Raw genomic sequence first — 18,533 nt, forward strand, 5'->3', positions numbered from 1 at the left:
CCGTAGAACGCAGAACGTAAAACAGGAAGGGCACCACCGTGCAGCTGCACACCCACACCTGGGGCGAGGGCGACCGCATCGCCCTCCTCGTGCACGGCATCATGGCCGACCACCGGACCTGGCGCCGGGTCGGCCCCGCCCTCGCCGACCGCGGCTACCGCGTCATCGCCGTGGACCTGCGGGGCCACGGGGCGAGCGGCCGCGGCGAGTACAGCCCGGAGCTCTACGCCGACGACGTGGTGGAGACGCTGCCCGCCGGGGCCGAACTCGCCATCGGCCACTCCCTGGGCGGTCTGACGCTGTCGCTCGCGGTGGACCGGCTGAAGCCGAAGCGGGCGGTGTTCTCCGACCCGGGCTGGTACCTGGCCGCTCCCGTCGAGGGCTTCGGGCCGGAGATGCTGGCGCAGTTCAAGTCGGCGCCCAAGGAGCAGGTCCGGGCGATGAACCCGCGCTGGGAGGAGGCCGACGTCGACATCGAACTGGAGACCCTGGCGGTGTGGGACGAGGCCACCGCGCTGAGCCTCGGCCCGCTGATGGGCGCGGACCTGATGCCGGCCGCGCCGGTGGTCCCCTCGCTCGTACAGCTCGCCGATCCGAGCCACCTGATCTCGGAGGAGCGGGCGGAGATCCTCAAGAGCCGCGGCTTCGAGGTGCGTTCGGTCACCGGGGCCGGACACACCATCCACCGCGACGACTTCGACGGGTTCATGTCCTCTCTGGAGGGCTGGATCTAGTCACCGCGGCCACTCCCCCTACGGTCGCCACGCCGAGGCGGACGTGGCCGACCGCCTACGGTGAACCCGCAATCCGTGGAACCCCGCCGACTCCGCCGCCGCGGATCGGCGTGGGGGCCGGGCTGGGGGGCGCCGGCCTTGGATCGAGCGGTGATCGCCGCCTGCCCGTACGGACTACCCCTGGGCGCCCGGCTGTTGGGCCCGGCCGAGCCGGAGCCGACGCTGCCGGCGCCGGTCCGCGGGCGTCGCCACCGCCGACTACGCCGACTCATCGGCCGATCATGCGTACCGGGTCCCCGAGCCCGACCCGGCCCGGACGGCGCGCGCGACCCCGCCGAACCAGTCGTCCTCCACGAACGGCCACGCCCGGCACGGCGGCACGGCGGCACGGACCCAGTCGAGGGTGGCGGTGGTGAGCAGGCTCAGCGGTAGCTGGTCGAAGTGCGAGACCGTGCCCTCGCGGGCCACCTCGACGTCCTCGCGCCCCAGGTGGCACCGCAGGCAGGCGGTGGGATCCGGCACCGGCACGTCGTCCGGCCCAGCAGCTCGGGCCCCTCCCCTGCCCCCGGGTATCGGGAGGGGTACCGGGAAGCCGGCCGCAGCAGCCCCGGCATCCGGCGGAACCGGCGGGTGTTCTTCCCCGACCCGAGCCTGCCCTCGGCGTCGCGCACCGCGTAGAGCCGGTCGCCGACGAGACCCCGGGCGTCGACGTCCGCCGTGGCCAGCCGCTCCCCGCCCGTGGACTTGATGAGGTACCGCCAGATCCGCTCGACGGTGCCCAGCACCGGCACGGCGCCCATGTCCGTCAGTCCGTGACGAGGGCCATGACGAGGCCGTCGTATCCCTTGCTGCCCACGGTCTGCAGGGCGGTGGCGGTCAGGCGGGGGTGTTCGGCGATCAGCTCGGTGAAGCGGCGGACGCCCTGCACCCGGGGGTCGGGGCTGGCGCCGTCGACCACGGCGCCGTCGCGGACGACGTTGTCGCCGATGATGACGCTGCCGGGCCGGGTGAGCTTGAGGGCCCACTCCAGGTACTCGGGATTGGACGGCTTGTCCGCGTCGATGAAGACGACGTCGAACGGAGCGGTGTCCGTGAGCTGCGGCAGGACGTCGACGGCGCGGCCGCGGCGGATGTCGACGGCCCGGTCCAGCCCGGCGCGGGCGATGTTGGCGGCGGCGACGTCCGCGCACCGGTCGTCGACCTCCAGCGTGACCAGCCGCCCGCCCTCGGGCAGCGCCCGGGCGAGCCAGATCGTGCTGTAGCCGCCCAGCGTCCCGACCTCCAGGATGCGGCGGGCCCCGCGGATGCGTGCCAAGAGGTGCAGCAGCTTGCCCTGGTTCGGGGCGACCTGATGGGGCGGCAGGCCGGCGGCCTCGCTGTCCCGCGCGGCGGCCGTCAAGGCCTCGTCCTCCTCGACGAGCAGCCCGTCGAAGTACGCGTCGACGGCCGTCCAGGTCTGCTGACCCATGAGTGGTCCCCTCCCACTGGCTAAGTTTTCAAAAGGAACTTACAACAGATCGCGCCACTCCGGCAGACCACCCCGCGCCCACCGGGCCGGGATCCCGCCCGGCCGGGTCCCGAGCCAGTAACCTCACGCGGATGACGGCACTTTCCCACCACAGCAACGGCCACCTCGACCAGCCCGGCCGCGACGGGGCCACCGCCACCACCGAGGCCGATCCGCGCGCCATCGGACCGGTACGGACCGAGTACGCCCCCGATCCCGACGGGGATCCCGACCCCGGGGAGATCGTCTGGACCTGGGTCCCGTACGAGGAGAACGACGGCCGCGGCAAGGACCGCCCGGTCCTGGTGGTGGCGCGGGAGGCCGGCGGGAGCACGCTGCTCGCCGTCCAGCTGTCGAGCAAGCGCCACGACGCCGACCGGGAGTGGGTGCCGATCGGCTCCGGCCCCTGGGACTCGGCGGGACGGGAGTCCTGGGTGGACGTGGACCGGGTGCTGCGCGTGCACGAGTCGGGCATGCGCCGCGAGGCGTGCGCGCTGGACCGCGCCCGCTTCCGCCTGGTGACGGACCGCCTCCGGGAGCGCTACGGCTGGCACTGACCCGCCCGCACCGCCGGGGACGGGGCACCGCGGTCAGCCGGATGCGACCGAGCCGGGTCGCCGCACCGGGACGCGACCGGGCCGGATCGCCGGGCCGGGGTCGGCCGGGGTCGGCCGGGGTCGGCCGGGGTCGGCCGGGGTCGGCCGGGCCCGGTGGTCGGGGGTTAGGACGGGAAGGCGCGGTCGAAGGGCTCGCGGGTACGCGGGTCGCGGTCCAGGATGCCGAAAACGACCCGCTCGAAGACCCCGGCGAAGCGGCCCGCGAGCAGCGCGCGGAAGGCCTCCGCCACCTCGGCCGGGTCGTTCATGAACACCCCGCACCCCCAGGCGCCCAGCACCAGCCGCTCGTACCCGCCCAGCGCCGCCACCTCCAGGACGAGCTCGGCGCGCCGCGCCAGCGCCCCCGGGATCTCGGCCACCCGCTCCGGCTCCTGCCGCCGGATCGTGCCCGCGTTCGGCGCCGGGGAGGTGAGGAAGCCCGCCCGGAAGGGGGTCTCCAGCAGCTCGCCCCGGTCGTCCCGGAAAACGGGGACCGCAGGCGAGTGAATCACCCGGTCGGTGTAGAAGGTGCTGCGCTCCGCGCGGTGGACCTCGTAGTACTCCGGAGCCTCCAGCAGGGTCTCGTACAGGGCCGAGGCGCGGCACAGGGCCTCCTCCTGGGCCTTGGCCCCGCGGACGTAGCCGCCCCCGGGATTCCGGGCCGACGCGAAGTTCAGCACCGCCACCCGGGCCGTCCCCGCCGGCTGCTCCAGGCCCTCGGCCGCGAGCCTGCGCGCGGCGACCGTGCTGCTCTCCCCCGTGACCTCGACGACCGTCCGGGCGTGTGCATGCACGATTTTCTCGTCTGGAATGACCCGGTTTGGTCCATATATTCTGGTTCCTGCCTTGGCCTCCGCCAGGGCGGCGGCCAGGGACACCTGCCGCCCCGACCGCGTCCGGTAGCCCCCGGCCGCCAGGATGTCCGCATTCTCCCGCGCGATCTCGCGCAATCTGCTGCTCACGCCGCCATCCTCCACAGTCCGATCCCCCGGCGGCAAAGGCATTGTTGCCCGAGAGACGGGTAGGCACGGTTGATGTCATGGCCGACGACGGGAGACGAGGACCCGCTCATGTCACAGGCACAGGACCCACCCGAACACTCCATCACCGAGACCCAGGCCGAGGATCTGATCCACGGCATCTGTTTCAAGACCGGCCCGCCCCGCTTCCTCGGAGCGGAGCTCGAATGGCTGGTCGTCGACGCCGAACGACCCGGGGAACCCCTCTCCCCCGAGCGGCTGCGCGCCGCGCACGCCGCCGCCCGCGCCCTGCCCCTGACCTCCCGGGTGACGGTGGAGCCCGGCGGCCAGCTGGAACTCAGCTCGGCCCCCGCCGGCTCCCTCACCGACTGCGTGGACGGGCTCCGGGCCGATCTCACCGCCGTACGGGCCGCCCTCGCCGACCAGGGCCTGGTCCTGCGCGGCGACGCCCAGGATCCGCGCCGCCCGTACCGCCGGCTGCTGGCCAGCCCGCGCTACGACGCGATGGAGGCCTACTTCGACCGCACCGGCCCTGCCGGGCGCGCCATGATGTGCGGTTCCGCCTCCGTGCAGGTGTGCGTGGACGCCGGGCACGAGGAGCCCGGGGCGCTCGGCCACGGCCGGCGCTGGCGGCTGGCGCACCTGGTGGGGGCTGTTCTGGTCGCCGCCTTCGCCAACTCCCCCGCCCGCGGGGGCCCTTACGCCGGCTGGCGCAGTGCCCGCCAGGGGAACTGGGCCGACATCGACAGCCGGCGGGCGCTCGCGCCGCCGCTGGACGCTCCGCCGCGCGACGCCTGGACCAGGCAGGCGCTGGACACCGAGGTGATGTGCGTACGGTCGTACGACGGCGGGCCGTGGGCGACCCCCCGGGGGATGACCTTCCGCGACTGGCTGCGCGCGAACGACACGAACGACGCGAACGCTGTGGGCCGGCTTCGGCCCCCCACCGCCGGGGACCTCGACTACCACCTGACCACGCTGTTCCCGCCGGTCCGGCCGCGCGGCCACCTGGAGCTCCGGATGATCGACGCGCAGCCCGGCGACGACGGCTGGCTGGTCCCGGTCGCCGTCGTGCACGCGCTGTTCGACGATCCGGAGGCCGCCGAGACCGCCTACCGCGTCGCCAAGGCGCTGGCCGACACCTACGGGACCCGGCCCGCGCCCCGCAATCCGCTCTGGCGGTCGGCGGCCCGCGACGGCCTGGCCGATCCGGAGCTGCGGGCGGCCGCGACGGCCTGCTTCCGGGCCGCGGGCGAGGCGCTGCCCCGGCTCGGCGCGAGCGCGCACGTCCGGGACACGGTCGGCGCCTTCACCGAGCGGTTCGTCCTGCGCGGCCGCTGCCCGGCCGACGACCCGCCCGACCCCCGGCCCGATCGGCGGCCCGGCCAACGCCCCGACCAGCGCCCCGATCGCCGCGCCCGCCACCGCTCCCACCGCCCCGCCACCGGGAAGGAGGCCCGCCCGTGACCACCGAATCCCACCCCGGCCTGCGGGAACGGGCGGCCGCCGCCCTGACCGCAGCGCGCGCCCGCACCGCCGCGCTCACCGACCCCGTGACCGACGAGGACCTCACCGCACAGCACTCCCCCCTCATGTCCCCGCTGGTCTGGGACCTCGCGCACATCGGGAACCAGGAGGAGCTCTGGCTGCTGAGCCGCGTCGCCGGACGCGCCTTCCTGCACCCGGAGATCAACTCCCTCTACGACGCCTTCCAGCACCCCCGCTCCGAACGGCCGAAGCTGCCGCTGCTCGGGCCCGCCGAGGCCCGCCGGTACGCGGCCGAGGTGCGCGGCCGGGTCTTCGACCTGCTGGAGCGCACCCCGCTGGAGGGCAGTGCCCTGCTCGACGGCGGTTTCGCCTTCGGCATGATCGCCCAGCACGAACAGCAGCACGACGAGACCATGTTGATCACCCATCAGCTGCGGCGGGGCGCTGCCGTACTGGACGCCCCCGACCCGGACGCCCCGTACGACCCGCCGCTCGCGGCCGAAGTCCTGGTCCCCGGCGGCCCGTTCACGATGGGCACCTCGGCCGAGCCGTGGTCCCTGGACAACGAGCGGCCGGCCCACACCCGGAAGACCGCGCCCTTCTGGATCGACACCGTGCCGGTGACGAACGCCGCGTACCAGGCCTTCATCGCCGACGGCGGCTACCGCGACGTGCGCTGGTGGGCGCCGGCCGGCTGGGACCAGATCCGCGAACACGGCATCGAGGCACCGCTGTTCTGGCACCGGGAGGCCGGCCAGTGGCTGCGCCGCCGCTTCGGGGTGACCGAGCCGGTGCCCGCTGAGGAACCGGTTCTGCACGTCAGCTGGTACGAGGCCGACGCCTACGCCCGCTGGGCGGGACGCCGGCTGCCCACGGAGGCGGAGTGGGAGAAGGCGGCCCGGCACGATCCGGCGAGCGGCCGCTCCACCCGCTACCCGTGGGGCGACGCCGACCCGACCCCCGCGCACGCCAATCTGGGCCAGCGCCACCTGCGTCCGGCCCGCGCGGGCAGCTATCCGGCCGGGGCCTCCCCGCTGGGCGTGCGCCAGCTCATCGGGGACGTGTGGGAGTGGACTGCCTCCGACTTCCTGCCGTACCCGGGGTTCCGGGCCTTCCCGTACCGCGAGTACTCGGAGGTGTTCTTCGGTCCGGAGCACAAGGTGCTGCGCGGCGGTTCGTTCGCGGTGGACCCGGTGGCCTGCCGGGGCACCTTCCGTAACTGGGACCTGCCGGTCCGGCGGCAGATCTTCTCCGGCTTCCGGACCGCGAGGGACGTCTGATGTGCCGTCATCTCGCCTATCTGGGGCCGGTGATACCCCTGGGGCGGCTGCTGAGCGAGCCCGAGCACTCGCTGGTGCGCCAGTCCTGGGAGCCGCGCCGCCAGCGCAGCGGCACGGTCAACGCCGACGGCTTCGGGGTCGGCTGGTACGCGGAGGGGGACCCGGTCCCGGCGCGCTACCGCCGGTCCGGGCCGGTCTGGTCGGACCTGACCTTCGCCGATCTCGCCCGCGTGGTGCGCAGCGGGGCCGCGCTGGCCGCCGTACGCGATGCCACGCGCCCGGGAGCCGACGGGGAGGCCGCGGCGGCTCCGTTCGCGGACGGGCCCTGGCTGTTCAGCCACAACGGCTCGATACGGGACTGGCCGGACGCGGCGGCTCCGCTCGCGCTCGGCCTGCCGCCCGAGGAACTGCTCCAGCTGGCCGCGCGCACGGATTCGGCGCTGGTCTGGGCGCTGGTCCTGCACCGGCTGCGCACCGGGGACGACCTCGGCACGGCGCTCGCCGAGGCGGTCCGGGAGGTGGCCGAGGCCTCCCCCGGCTCCCGGCTGAACCTGCTGCTGACGGACGGGGTCACGATCGCCGCGACGGCCTGGGGCGATTCGCTCTGGTACCTGGCCGACGCCGGCGCGCAGCGCGTGGTGGTGGCTTCCGAGCCCTACGACGAGGACCCCCGCTGGTTCGAAGTACCCGACCTGACCCTGCTGACCGCCACCCGTGCCCGGGTCGACCTGACCCCGCTCAAGGAGACCCCGCCGATGGAGAAGGAGCGCCCGTGAACGACTTCCAGTTGACCCGGACCCTCGACGAGCACGCCGCCGAGGCCGCGCTGCGCGCGGACGTGCTGCACGGGATGACGCACACCCCGAAGGTGCTGCCCCCGAAGTGGTTCTACGACGCGCGGGGCAGTGAACTCTTCGAGGAGATCACCCGGTTGCCCGAGTACTACCCCACGCGCGCGGAGCGGGAGATCCTGCTGGAGCGGGCGCGGGAGATCGCCGCGGCGAGCGGGGCGCGGACCCTGGTGGAGCTGGGGTCCGGTTCCTCGGAGAAGACCCGGCACCTGATCGAGGCGCTGCCCGCGTTGGACACGTACATTCCGGTGGACGTCAGCGAGAGCGCCCTGCGCGGTGCGGCGCAGACCCTGCTGGAGGCGCATCCGGGGCTGCGGGTGCACGCGCTGCTGGCCGATTTCACGGGGGCCCTGCACCTCCCGGAGTCCCCGGGGCCCCGGCTGGTGGTGTTCCTGGGCGGCACGATCGGGAACCTGCTCCCGCCGGAGCGGGCGGTGTTCCTGGCGTCCGTACGGGCGATGCTGTCGCCCGGGGACGCGCTGCTGATCGGGACGGACCTGGTCAAGGACGAGGCCGTGCTGGTCGCGGCGTACGACGACGCCCAGGGCGTGACGGCCGAGTTCAACAAGAACGTGCTGGCCGTCATCGACCGCGAACTGGGCGCGGACTTCCACACCGCCGACTTCACGCACGTGGCGGTGTGGAACCGGGAGCAGGAGTGGATCGAGATGCGGCTGCGAGCCCGGTCGGAGGTGCTGGTGAAGATCCGGGCGCTGGATCTGGTGGTGCCGTTCGAGGCGGGTGAGGAGATCTTGACGGAGGTCTCCGCGAAGTTCCGTCAGGAGGGCTTGCGCAGGGAACTGGCCGCCGCGGGGCTCGATTTGACCCAGTGGTGGACTGACGCGGCGGGCCGCTTCGCCCTGTCGCTCTCGGTCGCCGACGGGGACGCCGAGACCGGGGCCGACTTGGTGCTTTGAGCGGGGATACCGGGCAGCGGCGGTGAGGTGACGGCGCCAGCCACCGCCTCCTGGGCCGCGGCCGCGAGGTCCCGCCGGTTCGCGTACCGGCCCGGCGGGATCCGCGGCAGCAGCCTGACCTCGGCCCGCACGCCGCGGGCCCGGGCGATCCGCCACAGTGAGGCCGTCAGCGGGTCGTCCCCGACGAAGGCGGGCTCGCCGGCGGTGTCCCCCTCGCCGCGCAGGTAGGTGAGGCGCACGGGCTGTACGGGCACCCGCGCGTCCAGGGCCGACTGGAAGGCGGCCCTGCGGAAGGGGCCCTGGGCGCGCCCGCACCATGTGGAGCCCTCGGGGAAGACGGTGACCCGGTCGCCGGCCCGCAGTGCGCGGGTGACGGTCGCGACGGTGTCGGGCAGGGCCCGGATCCGGTCGCGTTCGATGAACAGGGTCCCGGCCTGTCCGGCGAGCCGGCCGAGGACCGGCCAGGCCCGGATGTCGCTCTTGGCCAGCATCCGGCAGGGCAGGACGGCGGCGACGAGCGGGATGTCCAGCCAGGAGATGTGGTTGGGGACGACGAGGCGGCCGCCGTCGGGGCCGGGGCTTCCGTGCACGGTGATCCGTATCCCGAAGGCCCGCACCAGCGCGGCCGACCAGGCCCGTACCACCGCGTGGCGGGGGCGGGCCGGCAGCAGCCGGACCGGTGGGGCGCCCAGGATGCCCACGAGGATCAGGGCGACGGCGGCGGTGATCCGGAGTACCGCGTGCGGGACGCTCGCGGTGCCCCCCTCGTGGCCGGCGCAGGCCTCGGGGGTGCAGGGCGAGGTGGGCAGCCAGACGCTCATGCGCCCGGGGCGAGCGAGAGGAAGTGCTTGAGGTAGCGCGGGTTCGTGCGGCGCAGGGAGAGCAGCACGTACAGGTCGGCGCAGCCGAACTCGGCGTCGAGGGCGGGCTCGCCGCAGACCCAGGCGCCCAGGCGCAGGTAGCCGCGCAGCAGCGGCGGCAGCTCCATGCGGGCGGGGAAGGCGATGCCCTCGGGATCCCAGGGCAGGAGCGGGGTGACCCGGTACTCCTGCGGGGCGAGGGCGCGGCGCAGTGCGGCCTCGCGGGTGGCGGCGGCCACCACGCCGCCGTCGGCGAGCGGTATCGAGCAGCAGCCGGCGAGCCAGTTGTGCCCGGAGCGGTCCATGTAGCGGGCGAGGCCGGCCCAGATCAGGGCGATGACGGCGCCGTTGCGGTGGTCGGGGTGGACGCAGGAGCGGCCGACCTCGACGAGGTCGGGGCGGATGGGGGCGAGGGCGGAGAGGTCGAACTCGCCCTCGGAGTAGAGGCGTCCGGCGACGGCGGCGCGCTCGGGGGGCAGCAGCCGGTAGGTGCCGACGACCTGCTCGGTCTCCTCCTCGACGACGAGGAGGTGGTCGCAGTACGCGTCGAAGGCGTCGATGTCGAGGCCCGGCTCGGGGCTGTGCAGGCGGGCGCCGAGCTCGCCGGCGAAGACCTGGTGGCGCAGGCGCTGCGCGGCGCGCACCTCGGCCTCGTCGCGGGCGAGGCGGACGGCGTAGCGGGGGCCCTCGGCGGGGACGGGGGCCGCGGCCGGGGTGACGACCGGGGCGGTGGGGGGAAGGGGGGAGGGGGACAGGGGTGCGATGGTCATGGCGGCTCCTGAACCGGGCACGGTGGGCCAGGCCGGCAGGTGTGTGGCCTGGCTCCTTTACTTCTTCCGTGACCGGCTGGATTCGACATGACCGCTCAGCGGCCCTCGGATGTGCGGACGCTGAACAAGACGCCCCCGCCGTCCCGCCGGGTCAGCGGTCGGAGCTGAGCACCTTGCTGATCGTCTCGGAGGCCGCGCGGGCCGCCTGCTTGGGGTCCTGGCCCGTGAGGACGGCCGTCATGTAGGGCTTGATCGGGTTCTTGGCCTCGATCTCGGCCCAGCGGGCGGAATTCGGGGTGGCCCGGCCCTGCGCGGCTCCGGGGGCCATGGCGGCGGCGCCCTCGTTGCCCACGACGACGTGGGCGAGGCTGGTCTTGTTCGGTACGTAGCTCATCGTGCGGGCGAGTTCGGTCTGCCACTTCTCGCTGACCAGGGCGGTGATCACGTCGACCGCGTGCTTACGCTGCTTCGTGCGCTCGGGGATGATCAGGTCGGAGCCGCCGGTCAGCACGGAACCGACCTTGTCGGCGGTCTTGCCGGGGATCGGGAAGAAGCCGAGCTTGCCCTTGAGGGCGGGGTTGGCCTCCTCGATCGCGGCGGCCTGGCCGGGCGGGGCGATGATCTGGGCGACCTGGCCGCGGGCGAAGACCTCGGACTGCGGGGGCGTCTCCTCGTCGGCGTCCTTGGGGCCGTCGCCCAGGGCCTGGAGCTGTCTGTAGAAGTCCATGCCGGCCAGGGCCTTCTCGTCGTCGAGGGTGCCGAGCCACTGGCCGCTGGTCTCCAGGGCGAGTTCGCCGCCCTCGTCCCAGACGAAGCCGGCGAGGACGTACCAGTTCTGGCCGGCGAGGTAGATGCCCTGCTGGTCGCCCTTGTCGAGCTTCTGGGTGGCCTGGATCCACTCGGCGCGGTTCTTGGGCGGGGACTTGATCCCGGCGTTCGCGAAGAGGTCCTTGTTGTAGATCACGACCCGGTTGGCGGCGTACCAGGGCACGCCGTACTGGGCGCCGTTGACGCTTCCCGGATCGGCGAGGCCCTTGAGCCAGTCCTTGCTGCCCCACGTGCGCAGGCCTTCGAGGGTGACTTCGGAGAGGCCGCCGGTCTCGATGTACTGGGCGACCTGGGTGTTGCCCACCTCGATGACGTCGGCGCTCTCCTTGCCGGTGCCCTTGAGGACCGCGTTCACCTTGTCGCCGATGCCCGTCCACTCCTGGATCCTGACGTCCAGGTCGACGCCGGGGTGTTCCTTCTCGAAGGTCGCGGTGAACCGGTCGATGAAGTCCTCCGAGGCGCTGCCCTTCATGAGCCAGAGGGTCACCTTCTGCGTGCCTCCGGCCGAGTCGGCCAACTGGCTGCATCCCGTCAGGGCGGTCGCGGCCGCGAGGGCGGTGCACACGGCGAGGAAGCGCGTTTTCATGGCTTGAAATTGGCATAGACCAATGGGTGGGTCAAGGGACTTTCACCCCGGATTGTTCACTCAAAGTTCGCGGAGCCGGACTTACTGGGGCACCGTAGAACCAGGCCATAGCCACCCACCGTCGGGAGACCCCCATGTCCAATCACACGTACCGGGTGACCGAGATCGTCGGCACCTCCCACGAGGGCATCGATCAGGCCATCCGCAACGGGATCGCCCGGGCGGGACAGACCGTGCGGAACCTGGACTGGTTCGAGGTCACGCAGGTGCGCGGGCACATCGAGAACGGCGCCATCGCCCACTACCAGGTGGGGCTCAAGGTCGGCTTCCGCCTCGAGGGCGAGGACTGACCCGCAGGGCCCTGCTCAGGTGCGGCCCTCACCCTCCTGGGCGTCCTTGAGCTCGGGTGCCTCCGCCGCCCAGTCCGCGAGGACCACCCGGAAGCCCGCCGCGCGCGCCGCCTGGACGACCAGTTCGTCGTCGTCCACGAGCACGCGCACGTCCTGGCCCCGGGCGATCCGCTGGAGCGTCTCCAGCTTGGTCGTCCGGGCCGGCCGCCGGTCCTGGTTCCCGCGCATCCACACGCGGCCCTCGGGCAGGCCATGCCGGGCGAGCCAGTCCACCGTGTCCGCGCGGCACCGCTCCGGGCGGCCGGTCAGGTACGCCACCTCGCAGTCGGCCGCGCTCTCCACCGCCAGCGCCACTCCTCGCCCGAGCGGCGGATCGGCGGGGGCCGCGCCGAAGAATCCGGCCCAGTCGCGGGGGCGGCGTTCCAGGAAGTGCTGGCGGTGACCGGTGTCCGCGAGGGTGTTGTCGATGTCGAAGACGGCCAGCGGCCGGTGCGTGTTCTCGCTCATCGGGCCACCTTAGGCGCGGGCCCGGGAATCCTGACGGGCCCCGGACGTTGAGACCTGTGTGATCCGTACACTCTCGATACTCGACCGGTCCCGCACCCGCGAGGGGTACGAGGCCGCGCAGGCCCTGCGCGACACCGTGGAGCTGGCCCACGCGGCCGAGGAGCTCGGCTACCACCGGTTCTGGGTGTCGGAGCACCACAGCGTGCCCGGGGTCGCCGGCTCGGCGCCGACCGTGCTCGCCGCCGCCGTCGCGGGCGCGACCCGGCGGATCCGGGTCGGCACGGGCGGGGTCATGCTGCCCAACCACCAGCCGCTGGTGGTCGCGGAGCAGTTCGGGGTCCTGGAGGCGCTGTTCCCCGGCCGGATCGACATGGGGCTCGGCCGTTCGGTCGGTTTCACCAACGGGATCCGGCGGGCGCTCGGCCGCGACACGGTGGACGCGGACCGGTTCGAGGAGCAGCTGGCCGAGCTGCTGGGCTGGCTCGACGGGACCCAGCAGGCCCATCCGGAGGTGCACGCCCGGCCCGCCGAAGGGCTGCGGATACCGGCCTACGTGCTGGCCACCGGCGAAGGGGCCGGGATCGCCGCCCGGGCCGGGCTGCCGCTGGTGGTGGGGGACCTGCGGGCCCGCGGCAAGGTCACCGAGGTCGTCGGGGCCTACCGCAAGGAGTTCCGGCCCTCGGCGTGGGGCGCGGAGCCGTACGTCGTGGTCTCCGGGACGGTGGCGGTCGCGGCCACCCCGGAGGAGGCCCGGCGGATCCTGGTGCCGGAGGCCTGGTCCCTCGCCCAGGCGCGCACCCGCGGCAGCTTCCCGCCGCTGCGCCCGGCGGAGCAGGTCGAGGCGCTGGCCATGACCCCGAAGGAGCGGGAGCTGTACGAGGGCGCGCTGGCCGGGCACGTCCACGGCACCGAGGAGCAGGTCGCGGCCGAGCTGACCGAGGTCGCGGGCCTCACCGGCGCGGACGAGCTGCTCGTCACCACCTCCACCCACGACCGGACGGCTCTGCTGGACTCCTACCGCAGGCTGGCGCGGATCACCGGCCTCTAAACTGGGACGAATGCACCACTCCCCCGAACGCCACGATGACGCCTCCTCCCCCGCCCACGACCCGTACGTACGGGTCCGGGGCGCCCGGGAGCACAACCTGCGCGGGGTCGACGTGGACATCCCGCGCGACGCGCTGACCGTGTTCACCGGCGTCTCCGGCTCCGGGAAGAGCTCGCTCGCCTTCGGAACGCTCTACGCCGAGGCCCAGCGCCGGTACTTCGAGTCCGTGGCCCCGTACGCCCGCCGCCTCATCCACCAGATCGGCGCGCCGAAGGTGGACTCCGTGACCGGACTGCCGCCGGCGGTCTCGCTGGAGCAGCGCCGCTCCTCCCCCGGCTCGCGCTCCTCCGTCGGCACGGTGACCCTGCTGTCCAACTCCCTGCGCATGCTGTACTCCCGGGCCGGCACCTACCCTCCCGGCGCGGAGCGGCTCGACTCAGACGCCTTCTCCCCCAACACCGCGGCCGGGGCCTGCCCTTCCTGCCACGGACTGGGCCGGATCCACCGCACCAGCGAGGAACTCCTCGTACCGGACCCCGCGCTGTCGATCCGTCAGGGAGCCATCGCCGCCTGGCCGGGGGCCTGGCAGGGCAAGAACCTGCGGGACATCCTGGAGGCGCTGGGCCATGACGTGGACCGGCCGTGGCGGGAGCTGCCGGCGGAGGACCGCGCGTGGATCCTGTTCACCGAGGAGCAGCCGGTGGTCACCGTGCACCCGGTGCGGGAGGCCGAGCGGATCCAACGGCCGTACCAGGGCACGTACATGAGCGCCCACCGCTATGTCATGCGGACCTTCGCGGACAGCAAGAGCGCCACCCTGCGGGCCCGCGCCGAGAAGTTCCTGGCCGATTCGCCGTGTCCGGCGTGCGAGGGGCGGCGGCTGCGGCCCGAGGCGCTGGCCGTGACCTTCGCTGGGCGCGGCATCGCCGAGCTGGCGGCGCTGGCGCTGACCGACCTGGACGGCGTACTGGCCTCCGCGCACGCGGAGGGGGAGGCCGCCCGGGTGCTCGCCGAGGACCTGCGCTCCCGGATCGGGCCCGTCGCCGAGCTCGGGCTCGGCTACCTGAGCCTGGACCGGACCGCGCCCACCCTGTCCGCGGGCGAGCTCCAGCGGCTGCGGCTGGCCACGCAGTTGCGGTCGGGGCTGTTCGGGGTGGTGTACGTCCTGGACGAGCCGTCGGCGGGGCTGCACCCGGCCGACACCGAGGCGCTGCTCGGCGTACTGGACCGGTTGAAGGCAGCCGGGAACACGGTCTTCGTGGTGGAACACCACCTGGACGTGGTGCGGCACGCGGACTGGCTGGTGGACGTGGGGCCGCGGGCCGGGGAGCACGGCGGGCGGGTGCTGTACAGCGGGCCGCCGCGGGAGCTGGCCGGCGTACCGGAGTCGGCGACGGCGCGGCACCTCTTCGGGGCGGGCGGGGCGCTGCCGCATGAGCGGGCGGTGCGGAAGGCGTCCGGCGAGGTGCGGCTGAGCGGTGTCGACCGGCACAACCTGCGGAAGGTGGACGCCGAGTTCCCGCTCGGGGTGTTCACGGCGGTGACCGGGGTGTCGGGGTCGGGGAAGTCGACGCTGGTGGGGCAGGTGCTGGCGCGGGAGGTCGGCTCGCGGCTCGCGGAGCCGGACTTTCCCGTACGGCGGCTGGTGGAGGTGGACCAGAAGCCAATCGGCCGGACCCCGCGGTCCAATCTGGCCACGTACACGGGGCTGTTCGACGTCGTCCGCAGGCTCTTCACGGCGGCGCCGGAGTCGAAGGCCCGCGGCTGGAAGGCGGGCCGGTTCTCCTTCAACGTGGCGGGCGGCCGGTGCGAGACCTGCCAGGGCGAGGGCTTCGTCTCGGTGGAGCTGCTCTTCCTGCCCAGTACGTACGCCCCGTGCCCGGAGTGCGGGGGTGCCCGCTACAACGCCGAGACCCTGGAGGTCCGGTACGCGGGGCTGAACATCGCGGAGGTGCTGGGCCTGACGGTGGAGTCCGCGGCCGGCTTCTTCGCGGAGGTCCCGGCGGCGGCGCGGAGCCTGCGGGCGCTGGAGGAGATCGGACTGGGCTATCTGCGGCTGGGCCAGCCGGCGACCGAGCTGTCGGGCGGCGAGGCGCAGCGGATCAAGCTGGCCACGGAGCTCCAGCGGCTGCGCCGGGACCACACGCTGTACGTACTGGACGAGCCGACGACCGGGTTGCACCCCGCCGATGTGCGGGTGCTGCTCCGGCAGTTGCACGGACTGGTGGACGCCGGGCACTCGGTGGTGGTCGTGGAGCACGACATGGAGGTGGTGGCGGGCGCGGACTGGGTCCTGGACCTGGGGCCGGGCGGCGGCACCGAGGGCGGCCGGATCGTCGCGGAGGGCACCCCCGTGGAGGTGGCCCGCACCCCGGGCAGCCGCACGGCCCCGTATCTGGCCCGGGCGCTCGGAGGGGGCGTCGCGGTGGCCGGGTAGGCCCGTACGGGCGCCCGGGCGGCGGATCGGGCAGCCGGTCGGCCCAGGAGGCAGCGGGGCCGGGGGGCGCCCGTACGGGGGTTCGGGTGGCGGGTCCGGGCGGGGGTCAGCCCTTGCGGACCGCCCGGAGCCACTCCTTGTTCATGGCGGCTATGGACGGGAGTGGGATCCCCTTGGGGCAGGCCGTGGCGCATTCGCCGGTCAGGGTGCAGCCGCCGAAGCCCTCCTCGTCCATCCGGGCCACCATGTCCAGGACGCGGGTCTCGCGCTCCGGCGAGCCCTGCGGCAGGACGTTGAGGTGGTTGATCTTGGCGGAGGTGAAGAGCATCGCCGAGCCGTTGGGGCAGGCCGCCACGCACGCGCCGCAGCCGATGCACTCGGCGTGCTCGAAGGCGTGGTCCGCGTCGGCCTTGGGCACGGCGGTGGCGTGCGCCTCGGGCGCCGAGCCGGTCGGCGCGGTGATGTAGCCGCCGGCCTGGATGATGCGGTCGAAGGCGCCGCGGTCGACGACGAGGTCCTTGACCACCGGGAAGGCCGAGGCACGCCACGGCTCGACGTCGATGGTGTCGCCGTCGGCGAAGGACCGCATGTGGAGCTGGCAGGTGGTGGTGCGCTCCGGGCCGTGGGCGTCGCCGTTGATGACGAGGCTGCACGCGCCGCAGATGCCTTCGCGGCAGTCGTGATCGAAGGCGACCGGGTCCTCGCCGCGCAGGATGAGGTCCTCGTTGAGGGTGTCGAGCATCTCCAGGAAGGACATGTCCTTCGAGATTCCGTCGACCTCGTAGGTGGCCATGGCGCCGGGGGCGTCGGGGTTCTGCTGGCGCCAGACGCGCAGGGTGAGCTTCATGCGTAGCTCCGCTGGGTGGGGTGGACGTACTCGAAGACGAGGTCTTCCTTGTGCAGGACGGGGGCGGCGCCGGTGCCGCCGAACTCCCAGGCCGCGGCGTACGAGAACTCCTCGTCGCGCCGCTCGGCCTCGCCGTCCGGGGTCTGGGACTCCTCGCGGAAGTGGCCGCCGCAGGACTCGGCGCGGGCTAGCGCGTCGAGGCACATCAGCTCGGCGAGTTCCAGGTAGTCGACGATGCGGTTGGCCTTCTCCAGCGACTGGTTGAACTCCTCGCCGCTGCCCGGGACCTTGATGCGGCGCCAGAACTCCTCGCGGATCTGCGGGATCCGGTCGAGCGCCTTGCGCAGGCCCTCCTCCGTGCGGGCCATCCCGCAGTACTCCCACATGAGTTCGCCGATCTCGCGGTGGAAGGAGTCCGGGGTGCGGTCGCCGTCGACGGCGAGCAGCTTCGCGAGCCGCTCGCGGGTCTCGCGTACGGCGGCCACGGCCTCGGGGTGGCTGTCGTCCACGTCGGCGTGGTGCGGGTGGCGGGCCAGGTAGTCGTTGATCGTGGACGGGAGGACGAAGTACCCGTCGGCGAGGCCCTGCATCAGCGCGGAGGCGCCGAGGCGGTTGGCCCCGTGGTCGGAGAAGTTGGCCTCGCCGATCGCGAACAGGCCGGGGACGGTGGTCTGGAGGTCGTAGTCGACCCACAGGCCGCCCATCGTGTAGTGCACGGCGGGGTAGATCCGCATGGGGACCTCGTACGGGTTCTCCGCGGTGATCCGCTCGTACATCTCGAAGAGGTTGCCGTACTTCTCGGCGACCTTGTCCCGGCCCATGCGGCGGATGGCGTCGGCGAAGTCGAGGTACACGCCCTGGCCGCCGGGGCCGACGCCGCGGCCCTCGTCGCAGACGTTCTTGGCGGCGCGGGAGGCGATGTCGCGGGGCACGAGGTTGCCGAAGGAGGGGTAGATCCGCTCCAGGTAGTAGTCGCGCTCCGCCTCGGGGATCTCGGCCGCGGGGCGGTTGTCGCCCTTGGCCTTGGGGACCCAGATGCGGCCGTCGTTGCGCAGGGACTCGCTCATCAGGGTGAGCTTGGACTGGTGGTCGCCGGTGCGCGGGATGCAGGTGGGGTGGATCTGGGTGAAGCAGGGGTTGGCGAAGTACGCGCCGCGCCGGTGCGCCCGCCAGACGGCGGTCGCGTTGGAGTTCATGGCGTTGGTGGAGAGGTAGAAGACGTTGCCGTAGCCGCCGCTCGCCAGCACCACCGCGTCGGCGTAGTGGGTGGAGATCTCGCCGCTGATCAGGTCGCGGGCCACGATGCCGCGGGCCACTCCGTCGACCACGATCAGGTCGAGCATCTCGGTGCGGGCGTGCATCTCCACGTTGCCGGCGGCGATCTGCCGGGACAGGGCCTGGTAGGCACCGAGCAGCAGCTGCTGGCCCGTCTGGCCGCGGGCGTAGAAGGTGCGGGAGACCTGGACCCCGCCGAAGGAGCGGGTGTCGAGGAGGCCGCCGTACTCGCGGGCGAAGGGGACGCCCTGGGCCACGCACTGGTCGATGATCTCGACGGAGATCTGGGCGAGGCGGTGGACGTTGGACTCGCGGGCGCGGAAGTCTCCGCCCTTGACGGTGTCGTAGAAGAGGCGGTGTACCGAGTCTCCGTCGTTGCGGTAGTTCTTGGCGGCGTTGATGCCGCCCTGGGCGGCGATGGAGTGGGCGCGGCGCGGCGAATCGCTGAAGCAGAACTGGACCACGTGGTAGCCCTGCTCGGCGAGGGTCGCGCCGGCGGCACCGCCCGCCAGGCCGGTGCCGACGACGATGATGGTGTGCTTCCGGCGGTTGGCCGGATTCACGAGCTTGGCCTCGAAGCGGCGGCGGTCCCAGCGGTCCGCGATCGGTCCTTCGGGGGCCTTGGTGTCGGCGACGGGCTCGCCGGTGGCGTAGTTCGCGTAGTCGCTCATG

18 protein-coding genes and 1 pseudogene are annotated in these 18,533 nt (G+C 73.4%); 9 read left to right on the forward strand and 10 right to left on the reverse strand.

Annotation, left to right across the window (positions count from 1 at the left end; translation table 11 throughout):
- Positions 1–38 precede the first annotated feature (38 nt).
- A complete protein-coding gene (locus tag ACGFYU_RS10895; protein ID WP_393826947.1) occupies positions 39–734 on the forward strand; it encodes an alpha/beta fold hydrolase in 696 nt (231 codons plus the stop codon).
- A 279-nt stretch (positions 735–1,013) separates the two neighbouring features.
- On the opposite strand, the gene ACGFYU_RS10900 is transcribed toward ACGFYU_RS10895, so the two are convergent.
- Genes ACGFYU_RS10900 through ACGFYU_RS10910 form a run of 3 tightly spaced genes read right to left on the reverse strand, consistent with a single transcriptional unit; the run spans position 1,014 to position 2,202 of the window.
- Positions 1,014–1,256, reverse strand: coding sequence for a hypothetical protein (locus ACGFYU_RS10900; protein ID WP_393827151.1), 243 nt, complete (start codon positions 1,254–1,256; stop codon positions 1,014–1,016).
- Complete coding sequence (locus tag ACGFYU_RS10905; protein ID WP_393826948.1) at positions 1,157–1,534, reverse strand: MOSC N-terminal beta barrel domain-containing protein; 378 nt, start codon at positions 1,532–1,534, stop codon at positions 1,157–1,159. Before ACGFYU_RS10905 ends, ACGFYU_RS10900 begins: the two co-directional genes overlap by 100 nt.
- 5 nt (positions 1,535–1,539) lie before the next feature.
- The gene (locus ACGFYU_RS10910) at positions 1,540–2,202 is read right to left on the reverse strand and encodes an O-methyltransferase (RefSeq protein ID WP_393826949.1); all 663 of its coding nucleotides are present in this window, start codon (positions 2,200–2,202) and stop codon (positions 1,540–1,542) included.
- A 131-nt stretch (positions 2,203–2,333) separates the two neighbouring features.
- Here ACGFYU_RS10910 and ACGFYU_RS10915 point away from each other — a divergent pair, with 131 nt between their 5' ends.
- Positions 2,334–2,798, forward strand: a complete 465-nt coding sequence (locus ACGFYU_RS10915; protein WP_393826950.1) for a type II toxin-antitoxin system PemK/MazF family toxin — start codon at positions 2,334–2,336, stop codon at positions 2,796–2,798.
- 164 nt (positions 2,799–2,962) lie between these two features.
- Here the strand turns inward: ACGFYU_RS10915 and ACGFYU_RS10920 are convergent, their stop codons facing one another.
- Positions 2,963–3,799 (reverse strand): TIGR02452 family protein, encoded by an 837-nt coding sequence (locus tag ACGFYU_RS10920; protein ID WP_393826951.1) that lies wholly within the window; start codon positions 3,797–3,799, stop codon positions 2,963–2,965.
- Positions 3,800–3,907: 108 nt separating this feature from the next.
- Between ACGFYU_RS10920 and egtA the strand changes: the two genes are divergently transcribed.
- Genes egtA through egtD form a run of 4 tightly spaced genes read left to right on the forward strand, consistent with a single transcriptional unit; the run spans position 3,908 to position 8,353 of the window.
- The gene (egtA, locus tag ACGFYU_RS10925) at positions 3,908–5,284 is read left to right on the forward strand and encodes an ergothioneine biosynthesis glutamate--cysteine ligase EgtA (RefSeq protein WP_393826952.1); all 1,377 of its coding nucleotides are present in this window, start codon (positions 3,908–3,910) and stop codon (positions 5,282–5,284) included.
- The gene (gene egtB / locus ACGFYU_RS10930) at positions 5,281–6,585 is read left to right on the forward strand and encodes an ergothioneine biosynthesis protein EgtB (RefSeq protein ID WP_393826953.1); all 1,305 of its coding nucleotides are present in this window, start codon (positions 5,281–5,283) and stop codon (positions 6,583–6,585) included. The genes egtA and egtB overlap by 4 nt, the downstream gene beginning before the upstream one ends.
- Positions 6,585–7,361 carry an ergothioneine biosynthesis protein EgtC gene (egtC, locus tag ACGFYU_RS10935; protein WP_393826954.1) on the forward strand — a complete coding sequence of 259 codons (777 nt, stop codon included), beginning with the start codon at positions 6,585–6,587 and terminating at the stop codon, positions 7,359–7,361. Before egtB ends, egtC begins: the two co-directional genes overlap by 1 nt.
- The gene (gene egtD, locus ACGFYU_RS10940) at positions 7,358–8,353 is read left to right on the forward strand and encodes an L-histidine N(alpha)-methyltransferase (RefSeq protein ID WP_393826955.1); all 996 of its coding nucleotides are present in this window, start codon (positions 7,358–7,360) and stop codon (positions 8,351–8,353) included. The genes egtC and egtD overlap by 4 nt, the downstream gene beginning before the upstream one ends.
- Positions 8,354–8,643: 290 nt before the next feature.
- Here the strand turns inward: egtD and ACGFYU_RS10945 are convergent.
- The 3 genes and pseudogenes from ACGFYU_RS10945 to ACGFYU_RS10955 all read right to left on the reverse strand — a co-directional run.
- Positions 8,644–9,174, reverse strand: a pseudogene (locus ACGFYU_RS10945) (lysophospholipid acyltransferase family protein); the annotation flags it as partial.
- Positions 9,171–9,983, reverse strand: coding sequence for a GNAT family N-acetyltransferase (locus ACGFYU_RS10950; RefSeq protein ID WP_393826956.1), 813 nt, complete (start codon positions 9,981–9,983; stop codon positions 9,171–9,173). The pseudogene ACGFYU_RS10945 and the gene ACGFYU_RS10950, both read right to left, overlap by 4 nt.
- A 151-nt stretch (positions 9,984–10,134) precedes the next feature.
- Complete coding sequence (locus tag ACGFYU_RS10955) at positions 10,135–11,397, reverse strand: extracellular solute-binding protein (protein WP_393826957.1); 1,263 nt, start codon at positions 11,395–11,397, stop codon at positions 10,135–10,137.
- A 134-nt stretch (positions 11,398–11,531) separates the two neighbouring features.
- Between ACGFYU_RS10955 and ACGFYU_RS10960 the strand changes: the two genes are divergently transcribed.
- Entirely contained in the window at positions 11,532–11,747 is a 216-nt protein-coding gene (locus tag ACGFYU_RS10960) for a dodecin (protein ID WP_393826958.1), read from the forward strand.
- Between the two features lie 15 nt (positions 11,748–11,762).
- On the opposite strand, the gene ACGFYU_RS10965 is transcribed toward ACGFYU_RS10960, so the two are convergent.
- Positions 11,763–12,254, reverse strand: coding sequence for a hypothetical protein (locus ACGFYU_RS10965; protein WP_393826959.1), 492 nt, complete (start codon positions 12,252–12,254; stop codon positions 11,763–11,765).
- A gap of 58 nt (positions 12,255–12,312) precedes the next feature.
- Here ACGFYU_RS10965 and ACGFYU_RS10970 point away from each other — a divergent pair, with 58 nt between their 5' ends.
- Positions 12,313–13,302, forward strand: a complete 990-nt coding sequence (locus ACGFYU_RS10970; protein ID WP_393826960.1) for an LLM class flavin-dependent oxidoreductase — start codon at positions 12,313–12,315, stop codon at positions 13,300–13,302.
- 10 nt (positions 13,303–13,312) lie between these two features.
- Positions 13,313–15,739: an ABC transporter gene (locus ACGFYU_RS10975; RefSeq protein WP_393826961.1), complete on the forward strand. Its 2,427-nt coding sequence runs from the start codon at positions 13,313–13,315 to the stop codon at positions 15,737–15,739.
- A 106-nt stretch (positions 15,740–15,845) separates the two neighbouring features.
- Here ACGFYU_RS10975 and ACGFYU_RS10980 read toward each other — a convergent pair whose 3' ends face one another.
- Together ACGFYU_RS10980 and ACGFYU_RS10985 are read right to left on the reverse strand one after the other, a co-directional pair.
- Positions 15,846–16,586: a succinate dehydrogenase/fumarate reductase iron-sulfur subunit gene (locus ACGFYU_RS10980; RefSeq protein WP_393826962.1), complete on the reverse strand. Its 741-nt coding sequence runs from the start codon at positions 16,584–16,586 to the stop codon at positions 15,846–15,848.
- Complete coding sequence (locus ACGFYU_RS10985) at positions 16,583–18,532, reverse strand: fumarate reductase/succinate dehydrogenase flavoprotein subunit (protein ID WP_393826963.1); 1,950 nt, start codon at positions 18,530–18,532, stop codon at positions 16,583–16,585. Before ACGFYU_RS10985 ends, ACGFYU_RS10980 begins: the two co-directional genes overlap by 4 nt.
- Position 18,533 lies beyond the last annotated feature (1 nt).

The sequence above is a fragment of the Streptomyces sp. NPDC048337 genome (genome assembly GCF_043201175.1).
GTDB lineage: Bacteria > Actinomycetota > Actinomycetes > Streptomycetales > Streptomycetaceae > Streptomyces.

Excerpts from the sequence above, each read along its gene's own strand:
- ACGFYU_RS10955 (WP_393826957.1), bottom strand. The coding sequence starts at position 11,397 with ATGAAAACGCGCTTCCTCGCCGTGTGCACCGCCCTCGCGGCCGCGACC.
- ACGFYU_RS10905 (WP_393826948.1), bottom strand. The coding sequence starts at position 1,534 with ATGGGCGCCGTGCCGGTGCTGGGCACCGTCGAGCGGATCTGGCGGTAC.
- ACGFYU_RS10985 (WP_393826963.1), bottom strand. The coding sequence starts at position 18,532 with ATGAGCGACTACGCGAACTACGCCACCGGCGAGCCCGTCGCCGACACC.
- ACGFYU_RS10965 (WP_393826959.1), bottom strand. The coding sequence starts at position 12,254 with ATGAGCGAGAACACGCACCGGCCGCTGGCCGTCTTCGACATCGACAAC.
- egtA (WP_393826952.1), top strand. The coding sequence starts at position 3,908 with ATGTCACAGGCACAGGACCCACCCGAACACTCCATCACCGAGACCCAG.
- ACGFYU_RS10950 (WP_393826956.1), bottom strand. The coding sequence starts at position 9,983 with ATGACCATCGCACCCCTGTCCCCCTCCCCCCTTCCCCCCACCGCCCCG.
- ACGFYU_RS10915 (WP_393826950.1), top strand. The coding sequence starts at position 2,334 with ATGACGGCACTTTCCCACCACAGCAACGGCCACCTCGACCAGCCCGGC.
- egtC (WP_393826954.1), top strand. The coding sequence starts at position 6,585 with ATGTGCCGTCATCTCGCCTATCTGGGGCCGGTGATACCCCTGGGGCGG.
- ACGFYU_RS10910 (WP_393826949.1), bottom strand. The coding sequence starts at position 2,202 with ATGGGTCAGCAGACCTGGACGGCCGTCGACGCGTACTTCGACGGGCTG.
- ACGFYU_RS10960 (WP_393826958.1), top strand. The coding sequence starts at position 11,532 with ATGTCCAATCACACGTACCGGGTGACCGAGATCGTCGGCACCTCCCAC.
- ACGFYU_RS10975 (WP_393826961.1), top strand. The coding sequence starts at position 13,313 with ATGCACCACTCCCCCGAACGCCACGATGACGCCTCCTCCCCCGCCCAC.
- ACGFYU_RS10980 (WP_393826962.1), bottom strand. The coding sequence starts at position 16,586 with ATGAAGCTCACCCTGCGCGTCTGGCGCCAGCAGAACCCCGACGCCCCC.